This window comes from Lactiplantibacillus sp. 30.2.29 (assembly GCF_018991255.1).
Classification (GTDB): Bacteria; Bacillota; Bacilli; order Lactobacillales; family Lactobacillaceae; genus Lactiplantibacillus; species Lactiplantibacillus pentosus.
The window spans coordinates 1-22,674 of the sequence record NZ_JAGYGU010000027.1; the positions used below are offsets into that span (position 1 = coordinate 1).

Below are 22,674 nucleotides of genomic sequence, written 5' to 3' on the forward strand. Positions count from 1 at the left end.
GGTTTACATCAGAGAGGAAGAGGTTACATGACAGTCACAGTCACGAATGGATTATTAAAGGCCCGCGGTGCTTGGGCAGAAACGGCACCCACAACTGAAGCGCAGCGGTTATTGATTTTGAATTTGATGCCGACGAAGTTATCGACTGAGCGGCAGTTCTTGCAACGACTCGCAGCGGGCGATACCGATGTTGAAGTGACGTTCATGTATCCCGCCAGTCACCGTTTCAAGAGTTTGCCACGGCAGGTTGTTGCCCAAAATTATGTCACTTTGGCGGATGTCGCTGATCAGTATTTTGACGGCTTGATTATTACGGGCGCGCCAGTCGAAACGATTGACTTTGAAGCGGTCGATTACTGGCAGGAATTTCTGACGATTACTGACTGGGCGCAAACTCACGTTGGTCAGACCTTGTATGAATGCTGGGCCGCACAAGCCGGGCTCTACGCACAGTTTGGTATCCAGAAACAACGGGTGGGTCACAAGGTGTTCGGAATTTATGCCGCCACCGCGACGGATGTGCAGTCGCCATTGATCAGCGGCTTGAGTGCGGGAGGCTTACTGAAAATGCCACAATCCCGCCACACTGAATTGGTGTTGCCCGCCAGTTCTCCAGCTGGACTACAAGTGGTCGCTGAGAATAACGAGGTGGGGCCACTGATCTTGACGGCGCCAGAACAACACGCGGTCTACGTTACCGGCCATCCGGAATACGAACAACAGACGTTAGCTGACGAATATTTCCGCGACCAGCGCAAACACTTACCAATTCAGTTACCTGAACATTATTTTGCCGATTCACAGCTGACCACGGTCGATTACAGTTGGCGAACTGCCAGCAATCGCTTTTATCAAAATTGGTTGGCAACTCTGAGTTTAACGAAAGTAGGTTATTAATTATGACAAACACGAATCCTGAAAATTATCACTTTGAAACGTTACAAGTCCATGCCGGTCAAACGGTTGACGAGACTGGTGCACGCGCCGTTCCGATTTATCAAACGACCTCATACGTCTTTAAGGACGCAAAGCAGGCGGCCGGACGGTTTGCCTTGACCGATGCCGGTAATATTTATACCCGGTTGACCAATCCAACGACGGACGTGGTCGACAAACGGGTCGCGGCACTGGAACACGGGACGGCCGGGGTAACGCTTGCGACCGGCTCAGCTGCAATCACCGCCGCTATTTTAAACATTGCACAACAGGGCGATGAAATCGTGGCCGCCAACACCTTGTACGGTGGGACTTATGACTTGTTCAGCGTGACTTTGAAAAAATTAGGGATTACGACCCATTTCGTTGACCCCGATGAACCCGCTAATTTTGAAGCGGCCATCAATGAACATACCAAAGCATTGTACGTTGAAAGCATTGGCAATCCGGGCATTAACTTAGTCGACTTTGAAGCGATTGGTAAAATCGCGCACGACCACGGTATTATTTTCATCGTTGATAATACCTTTGGCACACCCTATCTTGTGCGGCCGCTCGAACACGGCGCGGACGTGGTCGTCCATTCAGCAACCAAGTTTATTGGTGGTCACGGGACGACAATGGGTGGCGTCATCGTTGAAGGCGGTCAGTTCGACTGGCGTGCTAGTGGCAAGTATCCGGACTTCACGACGCCGGACCCTCAATATAACGGCTTAGTCTTCGCTGACTTGGGTGGAGGTGCCTTTACCACCAAGGTTCGCGCCGAAACTTTACGTGATACTGGGGCGACAATTAGTCCATTCAATTCATTCTTATTATTACAAGGCTTGGAATCACTCTCACTGCGGGTTGAACGTCACGTGGAAAATATCCGCAAAATCGTGGCCTTTTTGAAAGACCATCCCAAGGTCGCTTGGATCAACTATCCGGAACTTGAAGATAGTCCGTACCATGACCTAGCAACGAAGTATTTCCCACACGGGGTCGGTTCCATCTTCACGTTAGGCCTGACAGGTGGCGAAGCAGCGGGCAAGGCACTGATTGAACACTTACAATTGTTCTCACTACTGGCCAACGTTGCGGATGCCAAGTCTCTGATTATTCACCCAGCTTCGACGACTCACGCGCAATTAAATGAGCAAGAGTTACTGGCAGCGGGTGTGACTCCAGATTTGATTCGGATCTCAGTGGGCGTGGAAAATGCGGATGATTTGATCGCTGATTTAAAGCAGGCGTTGGCACAAGTTTAAGATGATCGCACGGTAGAAATGGAGGGCGTGTACAATGACAACAACAATTGAAGTGGGCATGTTAGGTTTAGGCACTGTGGGTAGCGGTGTCGTCGAACGATTGACCCAAGCAGCACGAAAAATCGAGCAGACGCAGGGGATTCGATTACACCTGGCAGCAGTTGCTGTGAATCATTTGAACGCGCCCCGTGCCGTTAAACTACCGATTGGGACGCGTTTGACGAATTCACTGACAAATGTGGTCTGTGACCAACGAATCCAACTGATCATCGAAGTCATGGGGACGGTCGCAACGGCCAAGTCCGCCATCAAAGCGGCGCTAAACCAGGGCAAGTCAGTCGTCACGGCTAACAAAGATTTGATTGCGACTGCTGGGGCAGAATTGACAGCCTTAGCGCGGCGCCAACATTGTGATTTATTTTATGAAGCGAGTGTCGCTGGTGGCATTCCAATTTTGCGGACTTTAACGGATAGTTACGCAACCGATAACATTCAGTCGGTTGACGGTATTATCAACGGAACGGCCAACTATATCTTAAGTGCGATGACGGCTGGTCAGACTTACGAGGACGCGTTAGCCGCCGCACAAGCAGCTGGTTATGCGGAAGCCGACCCAACTAATGATGTTGGTGGCATTGACGCGGCCTATAAATTGATGATTCTGAGCCGGTTTGCCTTTGGACAAGGACTGACCTTTCAACAAGTCGCACCAGTTGGCATTACGGGATTATCCGCCACGATTTGCCAAACGGTCGCACAGCACGGGTGGCAGATTAAGCTTCTGGCGCAGGCCTACCAGCATAATCAACAGCTGTATTGCCGGGTCGCTCCAGTGGCCGTCGCACAAACGCAACCGCTAAGTGAAATTGCGGGTGTTCAAAACGCCATCGCTGTTCAAAGTGATGCCATCGGCGCGAGTCTCTACACTGGGCCGGGCGCTGGCAGTACCGCCACGGCCAATAGTGTCTTGAACGACGTGATTGTGGCTGCCCAGCATCTCGTGAATGGACAGTCAGCGGTCAACACCGCGCTGCCAGTTAATCAGGGCGCTGTCACCAATTTGGCAGATTTGCCACAAGATTACTTAGTCGTCGGAGCTAAAGCAGTGAGTGCGGTACAAGTTTACGCTAATGAAGTCGATTTCTCGCTTCAAACACTTGCGCCAGATTGTCTCCGACTTAACGCATTGACCGCACGCCAACGGCAACAAATCGCGTGTCAAGTGCAAGTGACGCTCGTGCCGATTGCTGGAACGGTTCGGTGGCCAGCAACAACGAAGAATGCGATTACAACCCCTGTTCATGTTGCGATTTGAAAAAAGACGTTCAGGTACAGTATACTGTATCTGAGCGTCTTTTTTCTGGCGCTAATTTGCTATGGCTCGACCATAGAAGATGGACACGCTGAGCACAATGTCAGCGGGACGTGTTGAGTGCTGACTCGGCACGATGAGGAGTGAAATTATGAAAATTGCGGTGGTGACAGAAAGTTCTGCTGACCTAAGCGCACAGGCCATCAAAGACTACCAGATCACGGTGGTCAACGACCCAATTATGTTTGGCAATCATGTTTATCATGAGAATGTTGATATTACGACGGACCAATTTTATCGATTACTAAAAGTTGAAAAGGAAATTCCGACGATTTCACAGATTTCGATGCCGGAAATGCAGCTGGTGTTCGATCAGTTGAAAGCGGCTGGTTATGACCAGATTTTAGTCATTGGCCTCAGCAGTGGGATCAGTGGCTGGATCAATAATCTAAAAACGTATGCGCCTTCCGTTGATGGTGTTGAGGTCCAGGTCTTTGATTCACGGACCGCCTGTGCTGGAACGGCCAATATGGTCAAACTAGCGGCGGCGATGGCCTTGGCTAACTATTCCATGGCTGATATTTTAACGCAATTAACACGGTTACGCGCCGCCACGACAACGGTCTTGATCGTTAATTCAATGCGGCACCTCGTCAAAAATGGGCGAATCTACAACAATAGTAGTTTGGCCGGGACGATGGTGTTACGCAACAAGCCGATTATCACGTTGAATGAACATGGCAAGATTCAGTTGATGGGTAAGGAACGAACGTTGAAAAACGCCCAACAAGCCGTCCAAGATGAGTTTGAACAGTTCGTCGTAACCAGCCAATTGCCGGTGCGTCTGGATGTGATCAGCGCTAACGACGAGCAAATCGCTGAAGACTGGGCGAGTGAATTACGTTACCAATTCCCAGCTGTGCGGGTCAAAACGGGAACGATTGGTCCAGTCCTCGGCGTCTTAACCGGCGACCACGCTCTGGGTATGATCTGGTCACTGGATTGGAAACCATTATTAACTGCACTGAATCAGGAGAACCAAGGGGATTAGGGTCAGAATCGGATACTTGTGCGTCAGCTGATAGTCGTCATAAGTCCACCAGCCCCGATCGTCGGTAAACTGCCAGATTGACAGACGAACGGACGCTAATACGCTGTTGCCCATTGAATATCAGCTGGCCTTAAACTACACCCCTAAAATCAAACGAGCAGACTGTCACGAAACAGTCTGCTTTTTCGACGATTTTCAAAGTTTACAGAAAAAAGTTTTCAAATAAGGTTGACATTTAGCTGGAATGGCATTATGGTTATAACATTAAAACTTGATGAAAAGCCAAAACGTTTTAAGGAGTAAGCACGTTGTGATGCGCAGAAAGCACCGGGAGCTGTGAAGGTGTGATGACAACGAGTGGAAAGCTAAAAGGTTGGCGTGAACTTTACGAGGTTCGCTGGGAGCACCCATTATCGTGCACGCGTTTAGTTGTTGTGAACGCGCTGAGTAATCGAATGTGAATTCGGTTAAATAATGAGGTGGTACCGCGTGGAAGCGTCCTCTGGATAATCTAAGTGATGATTATTCAGAGGGCGCTTTTTTCATCAAGTTAACACATAGTTTTAATTTTTATCAACGGGCACACAACTAGGTGCCAGGTTGAGACACATAGCAATTTCACATAGTTCACAAGCATTGTCCTAAAATTGGGACACATAGGTCGTCACACATATTCATTTGATGAGGCTTTAAGTAGGCTCGTCATTAATCTTACAGGTGGATTTGAACCTGAACACATAACGTTCGTGATTGGAAGTATTCAGCTCACGAACAGCTGGCAGTAAACACATAGTGGCAACACGAAAGGATGGTTTTACTTATGAAATATGGCATTATTGGCGCAGGTGCAATGGGTTATCGGTATGGCGTGATGTTACAAGAAAACGCCGGTGTTGACGTTGATTTTATCGATACGTGGGAACCAAACGTTGAAAAGGGTGCGTGAACAGGGTGGTGTCACGGTCGCACGTGACCATCAAAATCGCCACGTGGTTCCAATCAACATCTACTATCCAGAAGAATACCAAGGCCATCCAGATGTTTGGATCATTTTCAAAAAGCAAATGCAGCTAGCCGATGAATTAAAACGAGATGCACCGATTTTCCATGATGACCAGTACGTCTTTGCGGCCATGAATGGGATGGGACATTTCGAAAAAATTGCCCAATATTTCCCTGAAGACCATATCATCGGTGGGACTGCCATGATTGCGACCGTTTTAAATGGACCCGCTGACGTTGACTTCATGGGCCCTGAAGGCAGTGAAGCGATGCATATGAGTAAGTATGCAGGCGAAATCGACGAAACGACCCGTCAAGCGATGGCGGATTTCAAAGCAGCCAACTTAAATCCAATTTGGTCTGATAATTTTATGGGCATGTGTATGTCGAAGGTCGTTTTCAACGCGGTCACCAACAGCTTATGTACGATGTTTGAAATCCAAATGGGCCAGTTCATTGAATATCCAGGCGTTAAGGATATGGCCACTCAGATGTTCAATGAAGCCTACGATGCCTGTGAACGCGCGGGCATCAAGTTAATTGAAACGCGTCAAGAAGAAATCGATTCCGTGGAAACGGTCAGTCGGGCTTATAAGTACCATTACCCGTCAATGTATCAAGATTTCTCAAAGGGACGGCCAACCGAAGTTGATTACATCAACGGCTATATTGCAAAAATCGGTCGGGAACATGACTATGTCTGCCGGGTTCACGAATTTGTGACCCATGAAGTTCACTTAGCAGAAATGATGCGTCAATACCGGCATCCAGAAGTACCGGTTGCTGAAAAATAAGAATATTAATGAAAAAGTTCTGATAACTTTCAGAACTTTTTTTGTGCGCCGACAAACTTAATTTCATCACGTTGAAAACGGTTATTTTCATATTGGTCTATACACTAATTGCTTCGAGAAAACTTGCAATGAAAACATGTTGTGATAGGATTTATAGCGTGCATAAAAAGAGATTGAGGAGAAATTGGTATGAAGACATATTTTCAGAAAATCGGTCAGTCGTTAATGCTGCCGATTGCAACGTTGCCCGCAGCAGCGATTCTAGTCGGGATTGGGAATTATCTCCCGAAGCAGTGGCTGTTTGCGAACTACTTAATTCAGGGTGGCGACGTTGTCCTGAACAACTTAGCCTTGCTGTTTGCAGTCGGGCTGGCGATTGGGATGTCAGTTAATAAGGACGGGGCAGCCGCGATTGCTGGGTTGATCGCATTTGAAGTGCCGGTGACGGTGTTAAAACCAGCGACACTAGCAACGATGTTGAACGTGAAGGCGAGCCAGATCAATCCGGCGTTTTCCGCGCTAGATAACAACGTCTTGATTGGAATCAGTGCCGGTTTGATTGCGGCCGCACTGTACAATCGTTTCCACGAGGTCAAGCTTCCGATGGCTTTGTCGTTCTTTAGTGGCAAACGATTGGTGCCAATTATGGCAGCCTTCGTGATGTTGATTGTCACGGCGGCCTTATACTTTGTCTGGCCGTTCGTCTATGATGCCATCGTGTTGTTTGCAACGGGGATTTCCAAACTGGGCTTTGTGGGGGCCGGTCTGTACGGCTTCTTCAACCGGTTGTTGATTCCGACCGGCCTACACCACGCACTGAATTCAGTGTTCTGGTATAACGTAGCGGGGATCAATGATATTGGTAATTTCTGGGCCAGCCATGGTGTCAAGGGGATCACTGGTATGTATGAAGCGGGCTTCTTCCCAATCATGATGTTCGGCTTACCAGCTGGTGCCTACGCGATTTATCGCAATGCGCGGCCAGAACGCAAGAAGGAAGTCGGTTCACTGATGCTGGCAGGGGCCTTCGCCTCATTCTTTACTGGGGTTACGGAACCACTTGAATTTTCGTTCATGTTCGTTGCTTGGCCACTGTACCTGTTGCATGCCGTCTTCATGGGCTTGTCGCTCGGGTTTGCGGCGTTGATGCATTGGACGGCTAGCTTTTCCTTTAGTGGTGGCTTGGTCGACTACTTGCTGAGTTTTCGGATGCCATTAGCAAACCAACCTTATATGTTGTTAGTTCAAGGGGTCGTTATGGCAGTCATCTACTACTTTGGCTTTGATTTTGCCATTAAACGGTTCAACTTGCGGACGCCTGGTCGTGAAGCAGTGACTGCTGGCGCTGATGCAACGGCGGCTGGAACCACCGCAGATCACGCGACTACGCCGTCCGTCGCAGTGGCTGCAACGGACGATAAGTACATGCGTCAGGCCAAACAAATTTATGCGGCGATTGGTGGGCATGATAATATTAGTGTCATTAATAATTGTACGACCCGTTTACGTTTACAATTAAAAGATACTGCCCAAGTTGACCAACCCGCTGTGATGGCAGCTGGGGTTCCCGGACTGAACGTGTTAGATGTGCACAACATCCATATCGTCATCGGGACCGAAGTGCAGTTCGTTGCCGAAGCATTACAGCAATTATTTAGCGGTCAGGTGGCTGTTCAATCGGCCACAGCGACTACAGAACATGAAAAAGTGGCAACGAACCAGTCGGTATCTGACGATTCAGCCGCAACTGATAACGAGGCGGTGCCAGTAACCACGGTACTCCATGCGCCAGCGACTGGCCAATTGATGCCCATCAGTGATGTTGCGGACGAAACTTTTGCGGGTAAGTTGCTCGGTGATGGCTACGCTGTCGAACCAGAAGATGGCGAGATCGTGGCGCCCGTTAGCGGGACAGTCACCAGTGTCTTCCCGACGAAACATGCGATTGGGTTAAAGACCGCTAGTGGCCTAGAAATCCTATTGCATATGGGAATCAACACGGTCGAAATGAATGGGACACCATTTACGTTACACGTTGTTGCTGGTGATGAACTGGTAGCTGGACGCGCCGTGGCGACGGTCGATTTGGCCGCCATCAAAGCTGCGGGCAAGGCCACGACGATGATGGTCGTTATTACGAACATGGATCATGTCACGAACCTGACGCTCAATCCAAAGGGCCACGTCACTAGTGGCGACTTGATTGGCGCTGCTGAATAAAATAAATGAAATGATAAAATGCCGACTAAATCGTGTTTGATTTGGCCGGCATTTTTAGGGGCAATTAGACCGGCGTGACTAGCACGGGTGAAGACGGGTCCGTGAGTTAGTTTCGTACGTTGATTGGAAGTAATTGAGATTAGACGGCATATTAATCCGAATGACGAGGATTGCGTCCAAAATTGATCCTGCTAAAAACGCCAAGCGACACTGGTTACAATAAACCGGTGTCACTTGGCGTTAGTTTTAGCCTTAAATTCTAAACCACCGAACTTAGCGGTAGTTGCTGATTTCAATCAGATTATTATCGGGGTCGCGGACGTACAGTGAAGTGAGTTGACCGTGGGCACCAGTGCGTTCAACGGGGCCTTCGACGATATCCACGAAATAGCTCTTGAGGTGGTGTTGAATATCGTCTAAGTTATCTTTGGCAATCAAGCAAAGGTCAGCGCTTCCGGGTGTGGGCGTTGCCGCTGCCGGTTGGTGGGGTGCGGCAACCGTTTCAAAATTAATCTTTTGTTTGCCAACGAGGACCGCTTGCCGGTCATCTTCAAAGGTCACGATCGGCAGGTCGAACACTTCATGATAAAACCGCAATGACCGGGCGATATCGGTGACGGTTAGGGTGATATGATCAATGTCGCGAATATTCACAAACTCAAATCCCTTCAAAATAAATTCGTTTTCCAGTATACCACGATTGTGCGCCCATGCGCATTGCGGGTGGCTATTGACCCAAACGGGTGGGATGCGGCAATAGCCAAATTAAACGCATTGGGCTAGTTAAGTTGTCATGAATCATGTTATTTTCTAAGGTCAAGTGCTGCCAGCTGAGACCCGATGGAAACAGTGCGAATTACTGTAAACTTGCTGTGGTGGATGCTTCCTAGTCCGGCTTTCAGGCATTTTTGACAACGCTGGAACGCGATGGACACAGATTTAAGCCGAAAGCCCACGTCTTAAATACTGGTCTTCCACGTCTTTTGCAATATAGACGAAACGTGTTCGGGTCAGACTGGGACTTCCGGTTAGCTACGCCAGAACGTCAAGCGGAAATTCACCGCTTAACGCGCTAGCTAGGCTAATCCTCAGTCCCAACCCGTCTGAACCTCACACTGTGAAAAACGCTGAGCATTGTCAGAAACACCTTCCAGCCGGGATGGTATTCGAAAGGCAGACATGTGCGTCCTCAACCTTTTATTGGATTAGTCGTTGGTTCCATAAGTACACGGGAATTTTGATATTGAACTGTCAGACTTATTTCTAACAATTGCTAAATGCTCTACTCATGATCAAATGCTTCGGACACGCAGCTTCACCCAACTGTCAGAACTTTCTCCAGTCGCCAGAGATAACAATCTTGAATTCTGAGTGCGGGCTATTGGATTGGCTAAATTCACGACTAGTCACCATTGAAATTAGTGGTATTAAGATGTACGAATAATATTCAGGTAATCTTCTCAGTAACCAAGTACCATAATTCAGCATCAATACCGATTGAAAGCTTGCCTGAAGGTCCAGTCACTAAATATTCAGCGGTCAATTACACCCAGTTAGGTGGCCGTTTATCCGCCATTCGAGCGGGTTCCCGACTGGAGGGGCTGGCTGACAATGCTCAAGGGCGAAGTTCTTCTTGTCCGGGTGGGTTTCCCGGGCTAGAAGAAGACTCGTATTTGAAATTGCGCAGTGGGTTTCTGCGTGAGTTCAAATCGATGTCCGCCCTGTTCCAGCGTTGTCAGCCAGCCCCGGAAGCCGGAATAGGAGATCACCGGCTGACGAACAGTAATCCAAACCGGCATGATTTAATCATGATTCATGATAAATTAACCAGCACAACGCATAAGCAAAATACCCCCTTCACAGAAAGTGACATCTGTAACCGTTCCCAGCGGACTCGACTTTTGACAACCTTGACGTTTCATAGTAATGTAGAGATTACAATAAGAAGGAGGGCTATTCGTGATAACAATTCGACCAGCCGATCAAGACGACGCGGGCCAGATAGCACCGCTAATTAATATGATTTTTGATGAAATGCAACTTGAGGAACTAGACGACATTCCTGAACCTGACTTAGAGCAGGCCATTACTGCCGCGTACAGGACACCAGATTATTTGTCCGGAAAAGCGACGACGGTGGTGGCCGAGGCCGATGGTCAAGTGGTTGGGGTAGCGTTTGGTTATCCTGACAAAAATGAGGACGCGGTTGATGACGTGTTAGCACGGGTCACCGCGGATAATGATGCGTTTGGTTCAGCATTTGAAGCTGAAGCTGAAAGTTATGAGCACGAATGGTACCTGGATTCGATTGCGGTCGACCCGAATTATCAGGGTCATGGGATTGGTGGCAAGTTACTGGCCGCCTTACCACAATATGCTCGTCAAGCCGGACAACAACGAATCGGTTTGAACGTGGATATGGCAAACTTAGGAGCGAAGAAGCTCTATGACCGCTACCATTATGAGACGGTAGGGATTAAGCCTATCGGTGATCGGATGTACTTCCATATGCAATATGAACTAGATAAGGAATTGGTCTTCGCCTAATCGGTAGAAGCCACTTATCGCAACGGGCCTCGTGACGTAACGGGGCCTGTTTTAGTACGGGACAAAATGAAAGTGTAGGTTGAAACTAACATGGCTTTACTAGAAGTAACGGATTTATCGCAAAGCTTTGCGGACCGGAAGTTATATGAAGATGCCAATTTTACGTTAGAACGCGCGGACCACATGGGAATCGTGGGCCAAAACGGGGCGGGGAAGAGTACCCTGATCAAGATTCTAACGGGTCAAATCTTGCCATTATCCGGGCAAATCAAATGGCAACGCAACGTGCGCACGGGGTATTTGGACCAATATGCCGATATTCCTGCGGGGATGACGCTGTATGCGTTTCTGAAAACGGCTTTCCAGCGACTATACGACTTGGATGCGCAGATGCAACAGTTGTACGCGGACTATGCGGAGAAGATGGACGACCAACTCTTGGAAAAGGCCGGCCGGATTCAAGAAACGTTGGAAGCCAATAATTTTTATGATATTGAAACTGAAATGGAACGGGTCATTACCGGGCTTGGCTTGGACGAAATCGGCCGCGACCACGTCATCAGTGAGATGTCTGGTGGACAACGGTCGAAGATTATCTTGGCCAAGCTGCTGCTCGAGAATCCGGATGTGATTATTTTGGACGAACCGACCAACTATCTAGATACCGCTCATATCAGTTGGTTGGAAGACTATCTGAATGGCTTTGATGGGGCCGTCATGGTTATTTCCCATGATTATGATTTCTTGCAACAAGTCACGAATTGCATTTGCGACGTGGCGTTTGGGAAGATCATCAAGTATCGCGGCGACTTTAAATCTGCGATGCGGCAAAAAGAAGCACGCAAGGAAGCGCAATTGAAGGCCTTTGAAAAGCAACAAGTTGTGATTGAAAAGGCAGAGAAGTTTATTCGTAAGAACAAAGCCGGCTCGAAGTCGACGATGGCCAAGTCGCGGGAGAAGATGCTGTCGCATATGGAACGGGTCGATCCGCCGAGTGAAAACGTCCACGCGAAGTTCTCATTCCCTTATTTGGATACTGGGTCGCAAAACGCGTTGAGTGTGACGAAACTCTCCGTTGGTTACGGTAAACCATTGCTGGAACCAGTGACCTTTACGATGACCAACGGCGAAAAGCTGGCGTTTAAAGGCTTCAACGGGGTCGGTAAATCGACGCTGATCAAGTCGATTTTAGGCGTGATTCCAGCTTTAAGTGGGAAGTCCAACTTCTCACCATCGGCTAAAATCAACTATTTCAACCAAGACTTGGAATGGGATAACCCGCAGTTGACGCCGTTACAAACGATTCAAAACGAATATCCGACGATGTTGCCGAAAACGATTCGGACAAAGCTTGCCAAATGTGGAATCAACGCCGCCAACGCCATGAAACCCATGCACCTTTTAAGCGGGGGCGAACAGACCAAAGTTAAGTTGGCGTTGCTCGAGCTAGTTCCTAGCAACTTCTTGATTATGGACGAACCGACCAACCACTTGGATGATGAGACCAAGGAAGGGCTGAAGCGGGCATTGCAAGCCTTCCCTGGTAACCTGATTTTGGTTAGCCACGAAAGCAGCTTCGTCAATGGCTGGGTCGATAAGGAATTAAACGTCGAAAAACTGAGCTTGAAGGAACGGCAGGGCTAAGACTAGTGCTGTGTAGGATTTACGAGCTTGGCCAGGAATTTGTGCGGTCGTTTAATAAGCACGTCTGCGTGTTTGTTCACTGGCGATTAAAGACAAACCGCGCCAATGTGTCAGCATCGATTGGCGGTTGCGGCTAAATGAAAATAGGTTCTTCAAGAATTGATCAGCCAATTCTTGAAGAACCTATTTTTTTGTTTGCAAATCCCATTCATCACTTAACTATCCGTCAGCAACCGATTCTCCACCGTTGTGCGGTCGCGGCCCGCTTGTTTGGATTGATAGAGGTAGTCATCGACGCGGACAAACCAATCGGTGAAGCTGTGGTCAGTTGTTTGTAATTCGGAGATGCCGATTGAGACGGTGACGGCCAGGGTGCTGCCTTCAAATTCCAGTGGTTCGGCAGCAAGTTCCCGCTGAATCGTTCGCATGACTTGACCGACTTCAAGCGCAGGCATGCCGCGAAAGATAATGATAAACTCTTCGCCGCCGTAACGGAATAATTGCCCGTGCGTACTTCGTTGCTTCAATTGTAGATCAACAAATTTCGCGACGTGCCGCAGCACGGCGTCGCCTGCCAAGTGGCCGTGTTCATCATTGAAATTTTTGAAATGGTCGATGTCAAACATCGCCATGGTGACCGGCCCCATGTTGCGACGCTGGTACACTCGAAAGACTTCTTGAGCGCTGGTATCGAAGCTGGCGCGGTTGCGGATGCCCGTCAGCTCATCATAATTGACTTGGTGATCGAAGGTGAGGACCTCGTCGAAAAATTTCTGAGTCCAACGCACTGCAAGTCGGATGAGCCACATATAGACGATGAAACCTAAAATAATGAACAATGTGTGGGTCAGTTTGAACGGATGAAACGACCAGATCACGCCCCACCACGTGCCACTATACAGCACTTGAAAGCCCAGGTATTTCCACTGATTGGCAATCAAAGCCTGGTAATTGTGAGCGATATAAATGACGGTGCCGATCAAAATCACCGTCATGACCATGAAGACTGGTAGGTATTGGGTGGTATGTCCGAGCCATATGGCCTGTCCGTAGATGAAAAGTGGCATCAAAATGTTGATGACTTCCACGGCCAGGTTGCGCATCGTGTTCAAACTAAACAAGAGTACTGTCAGCTGAACGGTCGCATAAGTCCAGCTAATCACACTGCCGGAATTTAAGGTAATAAAAATTTGGCGTAACAAAATCATACTGACGAGAACGCTGACTGCTTCGGTGCCGTGAGCCAGATAACGCCAGGTTGGTGCTTGGTGCTGGTTAACTTGGTGTTCGAGCGCGTAGGTCAGAATGGTCATTAAAGTGATGAGACCAATCGTAATGAGCACAATAATCAACATTTTGATATTGAAAAAATCTCGTCCTAGGCTGGATAGTGTGAATAGTTGTAACACAGTGTGCCCCCATAATCATTGCGTTTAATTGCTTTGTCCTTTAATCATAACATGTAACCCAGGTAACTGTTAACCACTGATTGTCAGGTTTGAAGCTTATTTGGACATCTTTACAAAAATATAACATGCTCTTTACATTAATATGGTGATAATTTCTACCGATATTCGGCATACTGAACTTGTAAGTTTGGTCAATTAACAGTGCTTGAGGGGGGACTGCATCATGGTGCATGGCATGTTTTATAGCGTGCTGGGAATCGGCTTTTTAGTCAGTATTGGCATCAAGTGGCTTTTCCGAAGTTATTTTCAATTGTTGATTTTGGTTCATAGTATCGAAATTCTATTCATGACAGTCGTCTGTTGGTATCAATTTGGATTATTGACCTTAATGCCATTGACCGCGTTATGGGTCATTGGTATGGGCGTTATTTATATGATGAATCGATTTGCCTAATGGAGGTGCGCAATGCGACGGTGGTTTGTGAGTTTAACGCTTGGCATGTTAGTGGGCGCAATTTCGACGCTCATTTGTCTCATCATGGCTCATTGGCTAGGGACGTGGTTGTGGGTCGGAGTCGTCGGTGGACTGGGATTACTAGTCAGTTGTGATGTTGGCTTGGAGCACTTGAAGCAACGTTATCAGGTGACGAGTGCCCACGCTATTTTTCGATTGTTGAATTGGGCTTAACATTGAGTGCTTTTTGCGGTCAATGCTGATGACATGAAATTAGACTGAATCCACACCAGACTGGTTTGGATAGCTACCGCGCTGATAAAGCAGTAGTTGGGGGCCGACCAGTCGCTTGATGGTCAGTATAAATAAGAGAGCCGTCGCTTCTTTTCTAATCGAAGCGACGGCTCTTGCTTTAATCAAGTTCAATTGACACAGTCAGTACTTATTGTTCGTCGCTATCCACATCTTGGTCTTCAGGCAAACGGAGCCCGCGGTTGGCAACACTAGTGGAGAAGACGATCTGGGTGCTCGTCTTACCAAAGGTCTGTAACTGGTTGACGAATTCGTCGAGCGCCTGCGTGGATTCGAAGATGACTTTCAAAATTTGCGAATATTCACCAGTCACACAGTCACATTCGAGAATGTTGGGAATTCCAGCGACAAATGGGTAGAACCGCTCTTTTTGGGTCGGTTCAAGTTGGAGTTGAATATAAGCTTTAATATGATAGTTTAATTTTTCATAGTTCAGATTGGCCTGATAGTCACGAATGATGCCGCTCTTTTTCAGGCGGGTGATGCGCGCGGAGATTGCGGGTGAGGAGATGAAACACTGGTCCGCAAGTGCTTTTAACGAGATGCGTGCATCGGCCTGTAAGGCGTTCAAAATCTTCAAATCGGTCTTATCCATCGTCAAAACGCCTCCTAAAGTAATTATTAGTATCATAGCATACTTTCACAGTTGTTTTTAATATTTACGGTGAACTTTTTACAGAAAGGATAGCTTCTTAACGTGGTTTACCCGTAATAATTGCCAGTAAAGTTAACCATTGATAATGGGTGCTGCTGTTAGCGATAAAAATCTTTATAAGGTTAAGTAATCGCTCAAGACGCTGGTAGTCGGATGTGGTACACTGAGAAAAAATAGGATAATGAAACATAGAATGATCAAAAATGGGGTGACAAAAGATGAAGCTGCAAACAACGCGAATTATGGCGGCGGTTGCCAATGTGTGGCGCCAACCGCGGACGTTACCAATCGATACGTCGGCGATTGCTAACGCGGGCCTGCAAGCCTGGTTGGCACAGCTTAGTGACGCGGAGACGGTGAAGTTAGAACGTGAGAACCGGATTGTCACACAGGCACTCTTTAATGATGTCTTCTTAGTTGAACGCTTTGTCGATGGCTGGGCGTATGGCTACGTTGCGAGTCAGCGTGATGACCATCATTTACAGGGTTATCCGGGCTGGATTTGGGCCGCACAATTATCGACGGTCCCGTTGCCGATTCAGACTGGGCCAACAGTAACGATTCGTCGTGGATTTACACCGCTACTGAAAGCGGATGGTCGGACGTTACTACGGTTGAGTTTGGGGACAGAATTACCAGTGATTGGTAGTAAGGACCACCGTTATTATACGGTTCAGACGCCACTTGGAGTTGCTAAAGTTGCCAAACGAGCGACTCAGTTTGGTTTCAAAACCGCGAATTTGACCCGTGGTGCGACCCTAGTTCGATTAGGCGAAACTTTCCTAGATTTACGCTATTTGTGGGGCGGTATCAGCGCGTATGGTTTTGACTGTTCAGGCTTCGTGTACAGTCTGCATCGCTGTGTGGGCATTCAATTACCGCGGGATGCACAGGATCAGATTGATAAGGGCGTCGCCGTTGAACGGGAAGCCGCGCAGCCAGGTGATCTGTGTTTCTTTGCCCATGATCACGGTCAGGGTGCGGTCCACCACGTCGCACTGTATGCGGGTGACGGCTGGATCTTGCACGCGCCAACACCTGGAAAGCACGTCACTTACTTGCAACTGGCAACGACGTACCTCCAAGATGAATTAGTGGCAATTAAGCGGAACTGGTAGTTGGTTCTGGCGTAAATTTGGTTAAATAAACAATTGATGAGGCGAACAAAGTGAAACAAATGAAGTGGTGGCTACTGACGCTGTTGTTAGTCTTTGGCCTGGCGGGCTGCACTAGTCAAGCGAAACAAACGAACACTAAGTCGCGTCAGTCCACAAGTCAAAAACGGGTGTCAGCCTACATTGATAGTACGACCCCGACGTTTTATGTCCATGGGTTTCAAGGGAGTGCGAAATCGACCAATACGTTGATCAAGCATGCTGAAAAGACGGCTCATGCGCATAAAGTCCTCGTCGCGACCGTCAGTACTAGTGGCACCGTCACGCTGACGGGTAAGTGGCAGGGACATGTTCGCAATCCCATTATTCAGGTCGTGTTTAAGAATAATCTGGCGCAGTACAATCAGCAGAGTGCCTGGTTAGCCAAGGTCATCACGACGGTTCAGCAACAGCATGCCTTTAAGCAATATAATATCGTGGCCCATTCGGCGGGGTGTGTCGCTAGCGTCAATATGCTCATGACTAAGCAAACGGCAGATTTTCCCAGCATCAACAAATTAGTCACGATTGCTGGGCCGTTTGATGGCGTGGTCGGCGAAGATGATGTCGCCAATCAGAACTCATTCCTAGCTTCTGGACAACCGAAATACTTGCACGCGGCGTATGAGTTGCTGGCGGCCAAACGGACCAACTTCCCAACCCACGTGCACTTACTCAATATTGTCGGCACGCTGAATGACGGCAGCCACTCGGATAGCTTGGTCACCAACGTATCGGCCCGCTCAATCAAGTATTTACTACGGGGCCGAAGTGTTGACTATACTGAAAAAGACTTTTATGGTAAACACGCCCAACACAGTCAGCTTCACGAAAACGCACACGTTGCCTTAGCCGTTGACCGTTACTTGTGGCATCGGTGATGGTGGCAGTTGTCTGAGTAAGTCTTGATTGGGGCTCACATCGTTGGGACTTACAGCTCATACTTAGGCAGGTCACTTAACGCGCCGTGGATAAAGATACTGAACAAAGTGATTCATGCGATCACCTAAAAAACTGACGGTCATTCTGACATTACGGAATGGTCGTCAGTTTTAGATTAGGCTGTCTAAATAGCGCGTCTCGTCACAAAACGACCGCTTCAAGAACGGGTTGTCCATTCTTGAAACGGTCATTTTTTTGATGAAATCTGGATGAAGCGTAACTGGCGTCAGTCCAGATTTATAGCCAAGCGACTAGCAACGATTGACTATGACTGGATCAGGGTCACAACAAGAAGAGAATATAAGCCAGTCGAATAAGGTGATACAATGCATATAAAGCAATTAAATAAACGATAGTGATGCCGCCGTATACTGCATATTTATAATTGCGCATGTAAAAACCTCCCGTTATCAAGTTACCTTCAGTGTAAGGCCATTGTGAATTCAAGGCAATGTAAACGCCCTCATTTGCTAAAGAAGTTTAAAATAATTCAAAACGCGGTCGTTCTGTTAGCGATTCACGACGGGGTATGTTAAAGTTAATTACTGGTTCGGGGGATTTCACGACGTCGAACTAAATTATCTCAGACTTTGAATAAATTAATTTTTAGTATCACGTACTTGCCCCAGTATTTAGTATTAGAATTATTTACAAATTTCCTGAGCATTAGGAAAGGATGTAATTTAATGCGAGTTACCATTAATCGCGGTCAAGAGGTTTACACTGATATACCACTGATGACCGCCCGACACCGTTATATCAAGGCGGATGTCTGGGAAATTAAAAAGGCAATTATTGAAAAGTCCGCCATCAATGGCTGGACCGTTCAAGCGTTGCAAGCCATTAACTAAAATAATGAACGTTACGGCCACGGCACTTGCCAGTGGCCGTTTTTGTAGGAGGAAGTCGACCATGCCGCAGCCAGTTAGTAATCGACCGCTAATCAGTATTACAAATATTATTTGGAGTTTTGATCCCGTGACCAAGCAGTTGCTGATTTTACTGCTGCAGCGTAATCACGCACCCTTTAAGGAAACTTGGGGCTTGCCGACGACTTACTTGCGTGCTGATGAGAGTGCGGATGCCGCGGCATTGCGCTTGGTTCGTGAGAAGTTGGGTGTCCAATTAGCCCAATTCCATACCGAACAATTGGGCACGTTTACCGCGGTGGCGCGGGTACCAGATGAGCGGTCCTTGGCATTGACTTACATGGTCTATTTGCCTGTCAAACCGCAGCTCGTTCCCGGCTATGGCGCACGGGATGTCCGGTGGTTTGCGGTGACACCGCGCCAGGATCGTGATGATTTGGTGGCCGGTGAGTTGACGTTTAAAGGTGTGGCGGATGCTGTGAGTGCCGCGGAATTTTATCAACAAACCCCGCCAGTGCCGTCGTTGACTGCTGACCATGCGTTGATCATTAAGACGGCGCTACAACGGGTGCGCAATCGCCTGGATTATGCGCCGACCATCTTACTGGTGCTCGGTTCGCACTTTACACTCAAGCAAGCGCGAGAGGTCTACGCGATTTTGTGGCGCCGTCCTGTGACGACGATCGACAATTCCAATTTTCGTAAGACCCATGCGCATCTCTTCGTGGAGGCGGGAACGGCCCAGTCCCATTCATCTGGACGGCCTGCCAAAGTGTATCGCCTCAAATCAGCCGGTTGACACCGTTTGATTGGTGTGATACCTTTATACCACCTTTAAAGGTAAAAAATACCTAAAACCGATAACGGGTTAGGTCTATGGGGGAGAAGTCTAATGAATACAGTAAGTGTCAAGCAACTGGCGAGTCATAAGTTGCTATGGGTGATTGGAACGGCGTGGCTGTTCGATGCACTCGACGTTGCATTACTATCATTTATCATGCCGGTCATCAAACAAAGCTGGCATTTAACAGCGGGTCAACTGGGGGCCGTCAGCGCCGTGACATCATTGGGGATGATGATTGGGGCCTTGGGGTGTGGCTATTTAGCCGACAAATTCGGTCGTAAGCCCGTCTTGATTGGAACCTTGCTATTATTTTCAATCGGTAATTTATTATTGACGGTGACGCCCAACGTGGGGTGGTTTATCGCGGTGCGCTTAATCACTGGTATCGGGCTGGGCGGCGAGCTGCCAGTTGCCGCCACGACGATTGCGGACCATTATCGTGGTACCCAACGGTCGCGGATGTTAGTGCTAGTGGATAGCTTCTGGGCGATCGGTTGGATTGCGGCGTCACTGCTATCCTTCCTAGTGATGCCGATGATTGGCTGGCGCTTGACTGTTCTGATCACGGCCCTAATGGGATTATACGCGTTAGGATTGCGGCGACATTTACCAGCGGAAACGACCGAAGCAGGGGCGCCCTCGGCTGAGCGAGTCGCTTTCAGGGAAGCCCTGCGGCGAGTTTGGTCACCAACACATCGGCGGGCGACCATCTGCCTCAGCGTACTATGGTTCGTCATTATGTTCACCTATTACGGCATGTTTTTATGGCTGCCAAGTGTGCTTGTATTACGCGGGTTTTCATTGGTACACGGCTTTGGTTATACGCTACTAATGAGTTTGGCCCAATTACCGGGCTACTACCTAGCCGCATGGTTGATTGGTGTTGTATCTCGTAAAGCCGTTTTAACGACCTATTTGATTGGCACGATGGTCAGCGCCGCCGCTTTCGGATTAGCCAATAATCCAACGATGATCATTATTAGCGGCGCCTGGCTCTCATTTTTCACCCTTGGTGCGTGGGGCATCATGATTGCCTTTACGCCTGGGCAGTTTCCAGCCGATATTCGTGGGATGGGAATGGGAAGTGCGCAGTCGATCGGCCGAATTGGCGCAACGATTGGCCCATTCCTGATTGGTGCCTTGATGACGATTGGTTTCACGATTCCAGCCATTTTCATGGTTTTTGTCGGTGTCTTGATCGTTGGCATCGTCGTGTTGATTTGGGGACTTACCGACCAGGATGCCTAGTGTTCGACGCGTCGGTGTGAACATAAATTAATTCGTAAACTAAACTGACGTATTGATTCAAGTTGAATCAGCACCGCGAATTACTTGGATTAGGAATGAAATTTGAACATAAATCATTTTGTGAAATGTAACTGAGGGTTGTCATGACGCGGTTTTGAGGGTGTCATTCGTTGCCAAGCCGAAGCGAAACTCCTATGATAACAATGAGGAGTTGAGGAAGATGGCGAAGGCAAAAGCACGCGCAAGCCAACCCAGGGAGCGGTTGGCAGCGCAATTAGCACTTGCAAGTATGACAATTGACGTTCGCAGTAATGTGGTCTTGGCCCGGTTAGTAGCCCGGGCGCAGCAACGTCTTAATCAGAGCGGTGATCCTGTGGCGGTCGCACATCAGATTGGCGTCGACTTGGGCTACTATTTGCTGTGCCATGACTATGATATGCCACGGGCAGCGTATGATTTATTAGCAGCGGCCTATCAAATCAGCGCAACTAAGACGAGCAAGGCCACGATTATTGCGATGCCCAGACGCCTTCAATAAATTAGGACTATCATTCAGTCCGATTTTGTATTAAAATTAGATGATAAAATAATGTGTAAGAATGGAGGGTCAATGAATGGGTCGGTCTGAACACTTAAAGAAGTTAGTCTTTACCGGACTTTTTGCCGCAATTATTTTCATTGGAATTAGTGTCTTAAGAATTCCGTTACCGGCAATCGTCGGGCGGCCATTTATTCACTTTGGCAATATTTTAACGGTTCTGGCCGTGATGCTACTAGGTTTCGGCTACGGGGCCGCAGCTGGGGCCATTGGACTGGGCTTATTCGATATTTTGAACGGTTATGCGGCGACAGCCTGGTTAACTGTGATTGAAGCGATTATCCTGGCCGCAATGGTCAACTTAAGCTTCAAGTCAATTGGCTACACGGAACACAGCTTGGCCAAGCTCTACTGGGTTTCGTTTGTGGCGGGATTGACTAAGATCATCACGTCTTGGTGTACCGGTGTTATCGAGGCGCTAATGGTCGGAACCACACTAAAAGTTGCGATGATTGGGTCGTTTACGAGCTTACTAGCGGCGACAATCAATGCGGTGGCGTGTGTGGTTCTTGTCCCATTACTGTATCGGATCCTTACTCAGGTGGGCTTCAATCGCCGCCGATTGGGAAGTTTATAATTCAGAATTTGGAAATCGTCGTAATGGCAGTTGCTGTTATGGCGATTTTTTGTGCTCGGCACTTCTTATGGGCAATAATAGTTAGACGGGATTTTCGAGTTGTGAGTGGGTAAAGTGTCAGGTCAGATTGTGGATAACGGGTAAATATTCATATAAAAGGCAAAAAAAGGTCCAACTTTGCTTCATAAATAGGACCATAATTGTAAATTGAGATACTGGCGTTCAAGCAGTGTTGTAGTAACCAGATTGACACTAATCTTTGATTTTAGGAGGAGCGTAGCGAATGTACATTCAAGCTATTATAGATTTGTTGTCTATGGTCACTTCAATCTATACCGTAGTTGGTGCCATATTGTTTAAGCTATTTCATAGGGAGATACGTATTGATGCACCAATTTTTGATGTTTATTCACGATTAGTTGCTAGAAGCGTGTATTTGCACTTACAAAGTCGACGTGAAATGGACAGGTACTTGTGGTATATAGTCTTAAGAACAGCTATGCAAATGATGTTCTTGTTACAAATAATAATTGCTACTGCAGGCTATCCGTGGGTGGGAGCGATACTTTTCTGTGCCTTATGTCTCCCTGTATGGCGGCAGTATAATTTGACGATAATTCCGATACGGCGGTATTGGGAAAAAAGACCGGCCGAGAATTTTACCATCGTCTCTGCGAAGCGATTTGCTTGGGGTGTGGTGATATATAGGAGTCTCCTGATAGCTGCTATGATAGCGTCACTGAGTTTAGCGCTGATACTATCGACCGGCAATGATTGGACAACCCTAGTAGATTGATTTAGTGATGATCATTGCTAGGAGTTAATTCAACTGTTTTATTGGGCAAATTTGTCAGCT

Annotated in this window: 19 protein-coding genes and 1 pseudogene; 17 read left to right on the forward strand and 3 right to left on the reverse strand. The window is 47.9% G+C overall.

Annotated elements, in window-relative coordinates; genetic code table 11:
* The first annotated feature begins 27 nt into the window (after positions 1-27).
* The 6 genes and pseudogenes from KGF65_RS13185 (at position 28) to nagE (ending at position 8,565) form a co-directional block, all read left to right on the forward strand.
* Positions 28-897 carry a homoserine O-succinyltransferase gene (locus tag KGF65_RS13185; protein WP_101873156.1) on the forward strand — a complete coding sequence of 290 codons (870 nt, stop codon included), beginning with the start codon at positions 28-30 and terminating at the stop codon, positions 895-897.
* A gap of 2 nt (positions 898-899) precedes the next feature.
* On the forward strand, positions 900-2,186 hold the full coding sequence (locus KGF65_RS13190) for an O-acetylhomoserine aminocarboxypropyltransferase/cysteine synthase family protein (RefSeq protein ID WP_216748528.1): 1,287 nt from the start codon (positions 900-902) through the stop codon (positions 2,184-2,186).
* Between the two features lie 34 nt (positions 2,187-2,220).
* Complete coding sequence (locus tag KGF65_RS13195; protein WP_216748527.1) at positions 2,221-3,501, forward strand: homoserine dehydrogenase; 1,281 nt, start codon at positions 2,221-2,223, stop codon at positions 3,499-3,501.
* A gap of 148 nt (positions 3,502-3,649) precedes the next feature.
* On the forward strand, positions 3,650-4,549 hold the full coding sequence (locus KGF65_RS13200; protein ID WP_101873158.1) for a DegV family protein: 900 nt from the start codon (positions 3,650-3,652) through the stop codon (positions 4,547-4,549).
* A gap of 871 nt (positions 4,550-5,420) precedes the next feature.
* Positions 5,421-6,345, forward strand: a pseudogene (locus KGF65_RS13205) (ketopantoate reductase family protein).
* 189 nt (positions 6,346-6,534) lie between these two features.
* Positions 6,535-8,565 (forward strand): N-acetylglucosamine-specific PTS transporter subunit IIBC, encoded by a 2,031-nt coding sequence (gene nagE / locus KGF65_RS13210; RefSeq protein WP_101873159.1) that lies wholly within the window; start codon positions 6,535-6,537, stop codon positions 8,563-8,565.
* 273 nt (positions 8,566-8,838) lie between these two features.
* On the opposite strand, the gene KGF65_RS13215 is transcribed toward nagE, so the two are convergent.
* On the reverse strand, positions 8,839-9,219 hold the full coding sequence (locus KGF65_RS13215) for a VOC family protein (RefSeq protein ID WP_225083252.1): 381 nt from the start codon (positions 9,217-9,219) through the stop codon (positions 8,839-8,841).
* A gap of 1,305 nt (positions 9,220-10,524) precedes the next feature.
* Between KGF65_RS13215 and KGF65_RS13220 the strand changes: the two genes are divergently transcribed.
* Both KGF65_RS13220 and KGF65_RS13225 read left to right on the forward strand, forming a co-directional pair.
* Positions 10,525-11,112: a GNAT family N-acetyltransferase gene (locus tag KGF65_RS13220; protein WP_003639279.1), complete on the forward strand. Its 588-nt coding sequence runs from the start codon at positions 10,525-10,527 to the stop codon at positions 11,110-11,112.
* Between the two features lie 90 nt (positions 11,113-11,202).
* The gene (locus KGF65_RS13225; RefSeq protein ID WP_050339473.1) at positions 11,203-12,756 is read left to right on the forward strand and encodes an ABC-F family ATP-binding cassette domain-containing protein; all 1,554 of its coding nucleotides are present in this window, start codon (positions 11,203-11,205) and stop codon (positions 12,754-12,756) included.
* A gap of 215 nt (positions 12,757-12,971) precedes the next feature.
* On the opposite strand, the gene KGF65_RS13230 is transcribed toward KGF65_RS13225, so the two are convergent.
* Entirely contained in the window at positions 12,972-14,165 is a 1,194-nt protein-coding gene (locus KGF65_RS13230; RefSeq protein WP_101873162.1) for a GGDEF domain-containing protein, read from the reverse strand.
* A 223-nt stretch (positions 14,166-14,388) separates the two neighbouring features.
* Between KGF65_RS13230 and KGF65_RS13235 the strand changes: the two genes are divergently transcribed.
* Both KGF65_RS13235 and KGF65_RS13240 read left to right on the forward strand, forming a co-directional pair.
* Entirely contained in the window at positions 14,389-14,619 is a 231-nt protein-coding gene (locus KGF65_RS13235; protein WP_050339470.1) for a hypothetical protein, read from the forward strand.
* Positions 14,620-14,631: 12 nt separating this feature from the next.
* The gene (locus KGF65_RS13240; protein ID WP_101873164.1) at positions 14,632-14,853 is read left to right on the forward strand and encodes a hypothetical protein; all 222 of its coding nucleotides are present in this window, start codon (positions 14,632-14,634) and stop codon (positions 14,851-14,853) included.
* Positions 14,854-15,061: 208 nt separating this feature from the next.
* On the opposite strand, the gene KGF65_RS13245 is transcribed toward KGF65_RS13240, so the two are convergent.
* A complete protein-coding gene (locus KGF65_RS13245) occupies positions 15,062-15,526 on the reverse strand; it encodes an Lrp/AsnC family transcriptional regulator (protein WP_050339468.1) in 465 nt (154 codons plus the stop codon).
* Positions 15,527-15,810: 284 nt separating this feature from the next.
* Here KGF65_RS13245 and KGF65_RS13250 point away from each other — a divergent pair, with 284 nt between their 5' ends.
* From KGF65_RS13250 to KGF65_RS13280, 7 genes are all read left to right on the forward strand, one after another.
* The gene (locus KGF65_RS13250) at positions 15,811-16,704 is read left to right on the forward strand and encodes a C40 family peptidase (RefSeq protein WP_101874295.1); all 894 of its coding nucleotides are present in this window, start codon (positions 15,811-15,813) and stop codon (positions 16,702-16,704) included.
* 59 nt (positions 16,705-16,763) lie between these two features.
* Positions 16,764-17,621, forward strand: coding sequence for an alpha/beta hydrolase (locus tag KGF65_RS13255; RefSeq protein WP_225083271.1), 858 nt, complete (start codon positions 16,764-16,766; stop codon positions 17,619-17,621).
* A 747-nt stretch (positions 17,622-18,368) separates the two neighbouring features.
* A complete protein-coding gene (locus KGF65_RS13260; RefSeq protein ID WP_003639271.1) occupies positions 18,369-18,533 on the forward strand; it encodes a hypothetical protein in 165 nt (54 codons plus the stop codon).
* Between the two features lie 61 nt (positions 18,534-18,594).
* Positions 18,595-19,350 carry an NUDIX domain-containing protein gene (locus tag KGF65_RS13265; protein ID WP_101873166.1) on the forward strand — a complete coding sequence of 252 codons (756 nt, stop codon included), beginning with the start codon at positions 18,595-18,597 and terminating at the stop codon, positions 19,348-19,350.
* A 93-nt stretch (positions 19,351-19,443) separates the two neighbouring features.
* Entirely contained in the window at positions 19,444-20,643 is a 1,200-nt protein-coding gene (locus KGF65_RS13270) for an MFS transporter (protein WP_101873167.1), read from the forward strand.
* Positions 20,644-20,863: 220 nt separating this feature from the next.
* The gene (locus tag KGF65_RS13275) at positions 20,864-21,181 is read left to right on the forward strand and encodes a hypothetical protein (protein ID WP_101873168.1); all 318 of its coding nucleotides are present in this window, start codon (positions 20,864-20,866) and stop codon (positions 21,179-21,181) included.
* Between the two features lie 76 nt (positions 21,182-21,257).
* Complete coding sequence (locus KGF65_RS13280) at positions 21,258-21,818, forward strand: ECF transporter S component (protein WP_021338366.1); 561 nt, start codon at positions 21,258-21,260, stop codon at positions 21,816-21,818.
* The last annotated feature ends 856 nt before the right edge of the window (positions 21,819-22,674 follow it).

What these genes read in the sequence shown, in the direction of transcription:
- KGF65_RS13185 (WP_101873156.1), top strand. Translation starts at nt 28, where the DNA reads ATGACAGTCACAGTCACGAATGGATTATTAAAGGCCCGCGGTGCTTGG.
- KGF65_RS13190 (WP_216748528.1), top strand. Translation starts at nt 900, where the DNA reads ATGACAAACACGAATCCTGAAAATTATCACTTTGAAACGTTACAAGTC.
- KGF65_RS13195 (WP_216748527.1), top strand. Translation starts at nt 2,221, where the DNA reads ATGACAACAACAATTGAAGTGGGCATGTTAGGTTTAGGCACTGTGGGT.
- KGF65_RS13200 (WP_101873158.1), top strand. Translation starts at nt 3,650, where the DNA reads ATGAAAATTGCGGTGGTGACAGAAAGTTCTGCTGACCTAAGCGCACAG.
- nagE (WP_101873159.1), top strand. Translation starts at nt 6,535, where the DNA reads ATGAAGACATATTTTCAGAAAATCGGTCAGTCGTTAATGCTGCCGATT.
- KGF65_RS13225 (WP_050339473.1), top strand. Translation starts at nt 11,203, where the DNA reads ATGGCTTTACTAGAAGTAACGGATTTATCGCAAAGCTTTGCGGACCGG.
- KGF65_RS13235 (WP_050339470.1), top strand. Translation starts at nt 14,389, where the DNA reads ATGGTGCATGGCATGTTTTATAGCGTGCTGGGAATCGGCTTTTTAGTC.
- KGF65_RS13240 (WP_101873164.1), top strand. Translation starts at nt 14,632, where the DNA reads ATGCGACGGTGGTTTGTGAGTTTAACGCTTGGCATGTTAGTGGGCGCA.
- KGF65_RS13245 (WP_050339468.1), bottom strand. Translation starts at nt 15,526, where the DNA reads ATGGATAAGACCGATTTGAAGATTTTGAACGCCTTACAGGCCGATGCA.
- KGF65_RS13255 (WP_225083271.1), top strand. Translation starts at nt 16,764, where the DNA reads ATGAAGTGGTGGCTACTGACGCTGTTGTTAGTCTTTGGCCTGGCGGGC.
- KGF65_RS13260 (WP_003639271.1), top strand. Translation starts at nt 18,369, where the DNA reads ATGCGAGTTACCATTAATCGCGGTCAAGAGGTTTACACTGATATACCA.
- KGF65_RS13265 (WP_101873166.1), top strand. Translation starts at nt 18,595, where the DNA reads ATGCCGCAGCCAGTTAGTAATCGACCGCTAATCAGTATTACAAATATT.
- KGF65_RS13270 (WP_101873167.1), top strand. Translation starts at nt 19,444, where the DNA reads ATGAATACAGTAAGTGTCAAGCAACTGGCGAGTCATAAGTTGCTATGG.
- KGF65_RS13275 (WP_101873168.1), top strand. Translation starts at nt 20,864, where the DNA reads ATGGCGAAGGCAAAAGCACGCGCAAGCCAACCCAGGGAGCGGTTGGCA.
- KGF65_RS13280 (WP_021338366.1), top strand. Translation starts at nt 21,258, where the DNA reads ATGGGTCGGTCTGAACACTTAAAGAAGTTAGTCTTTACCGGACTTTTT.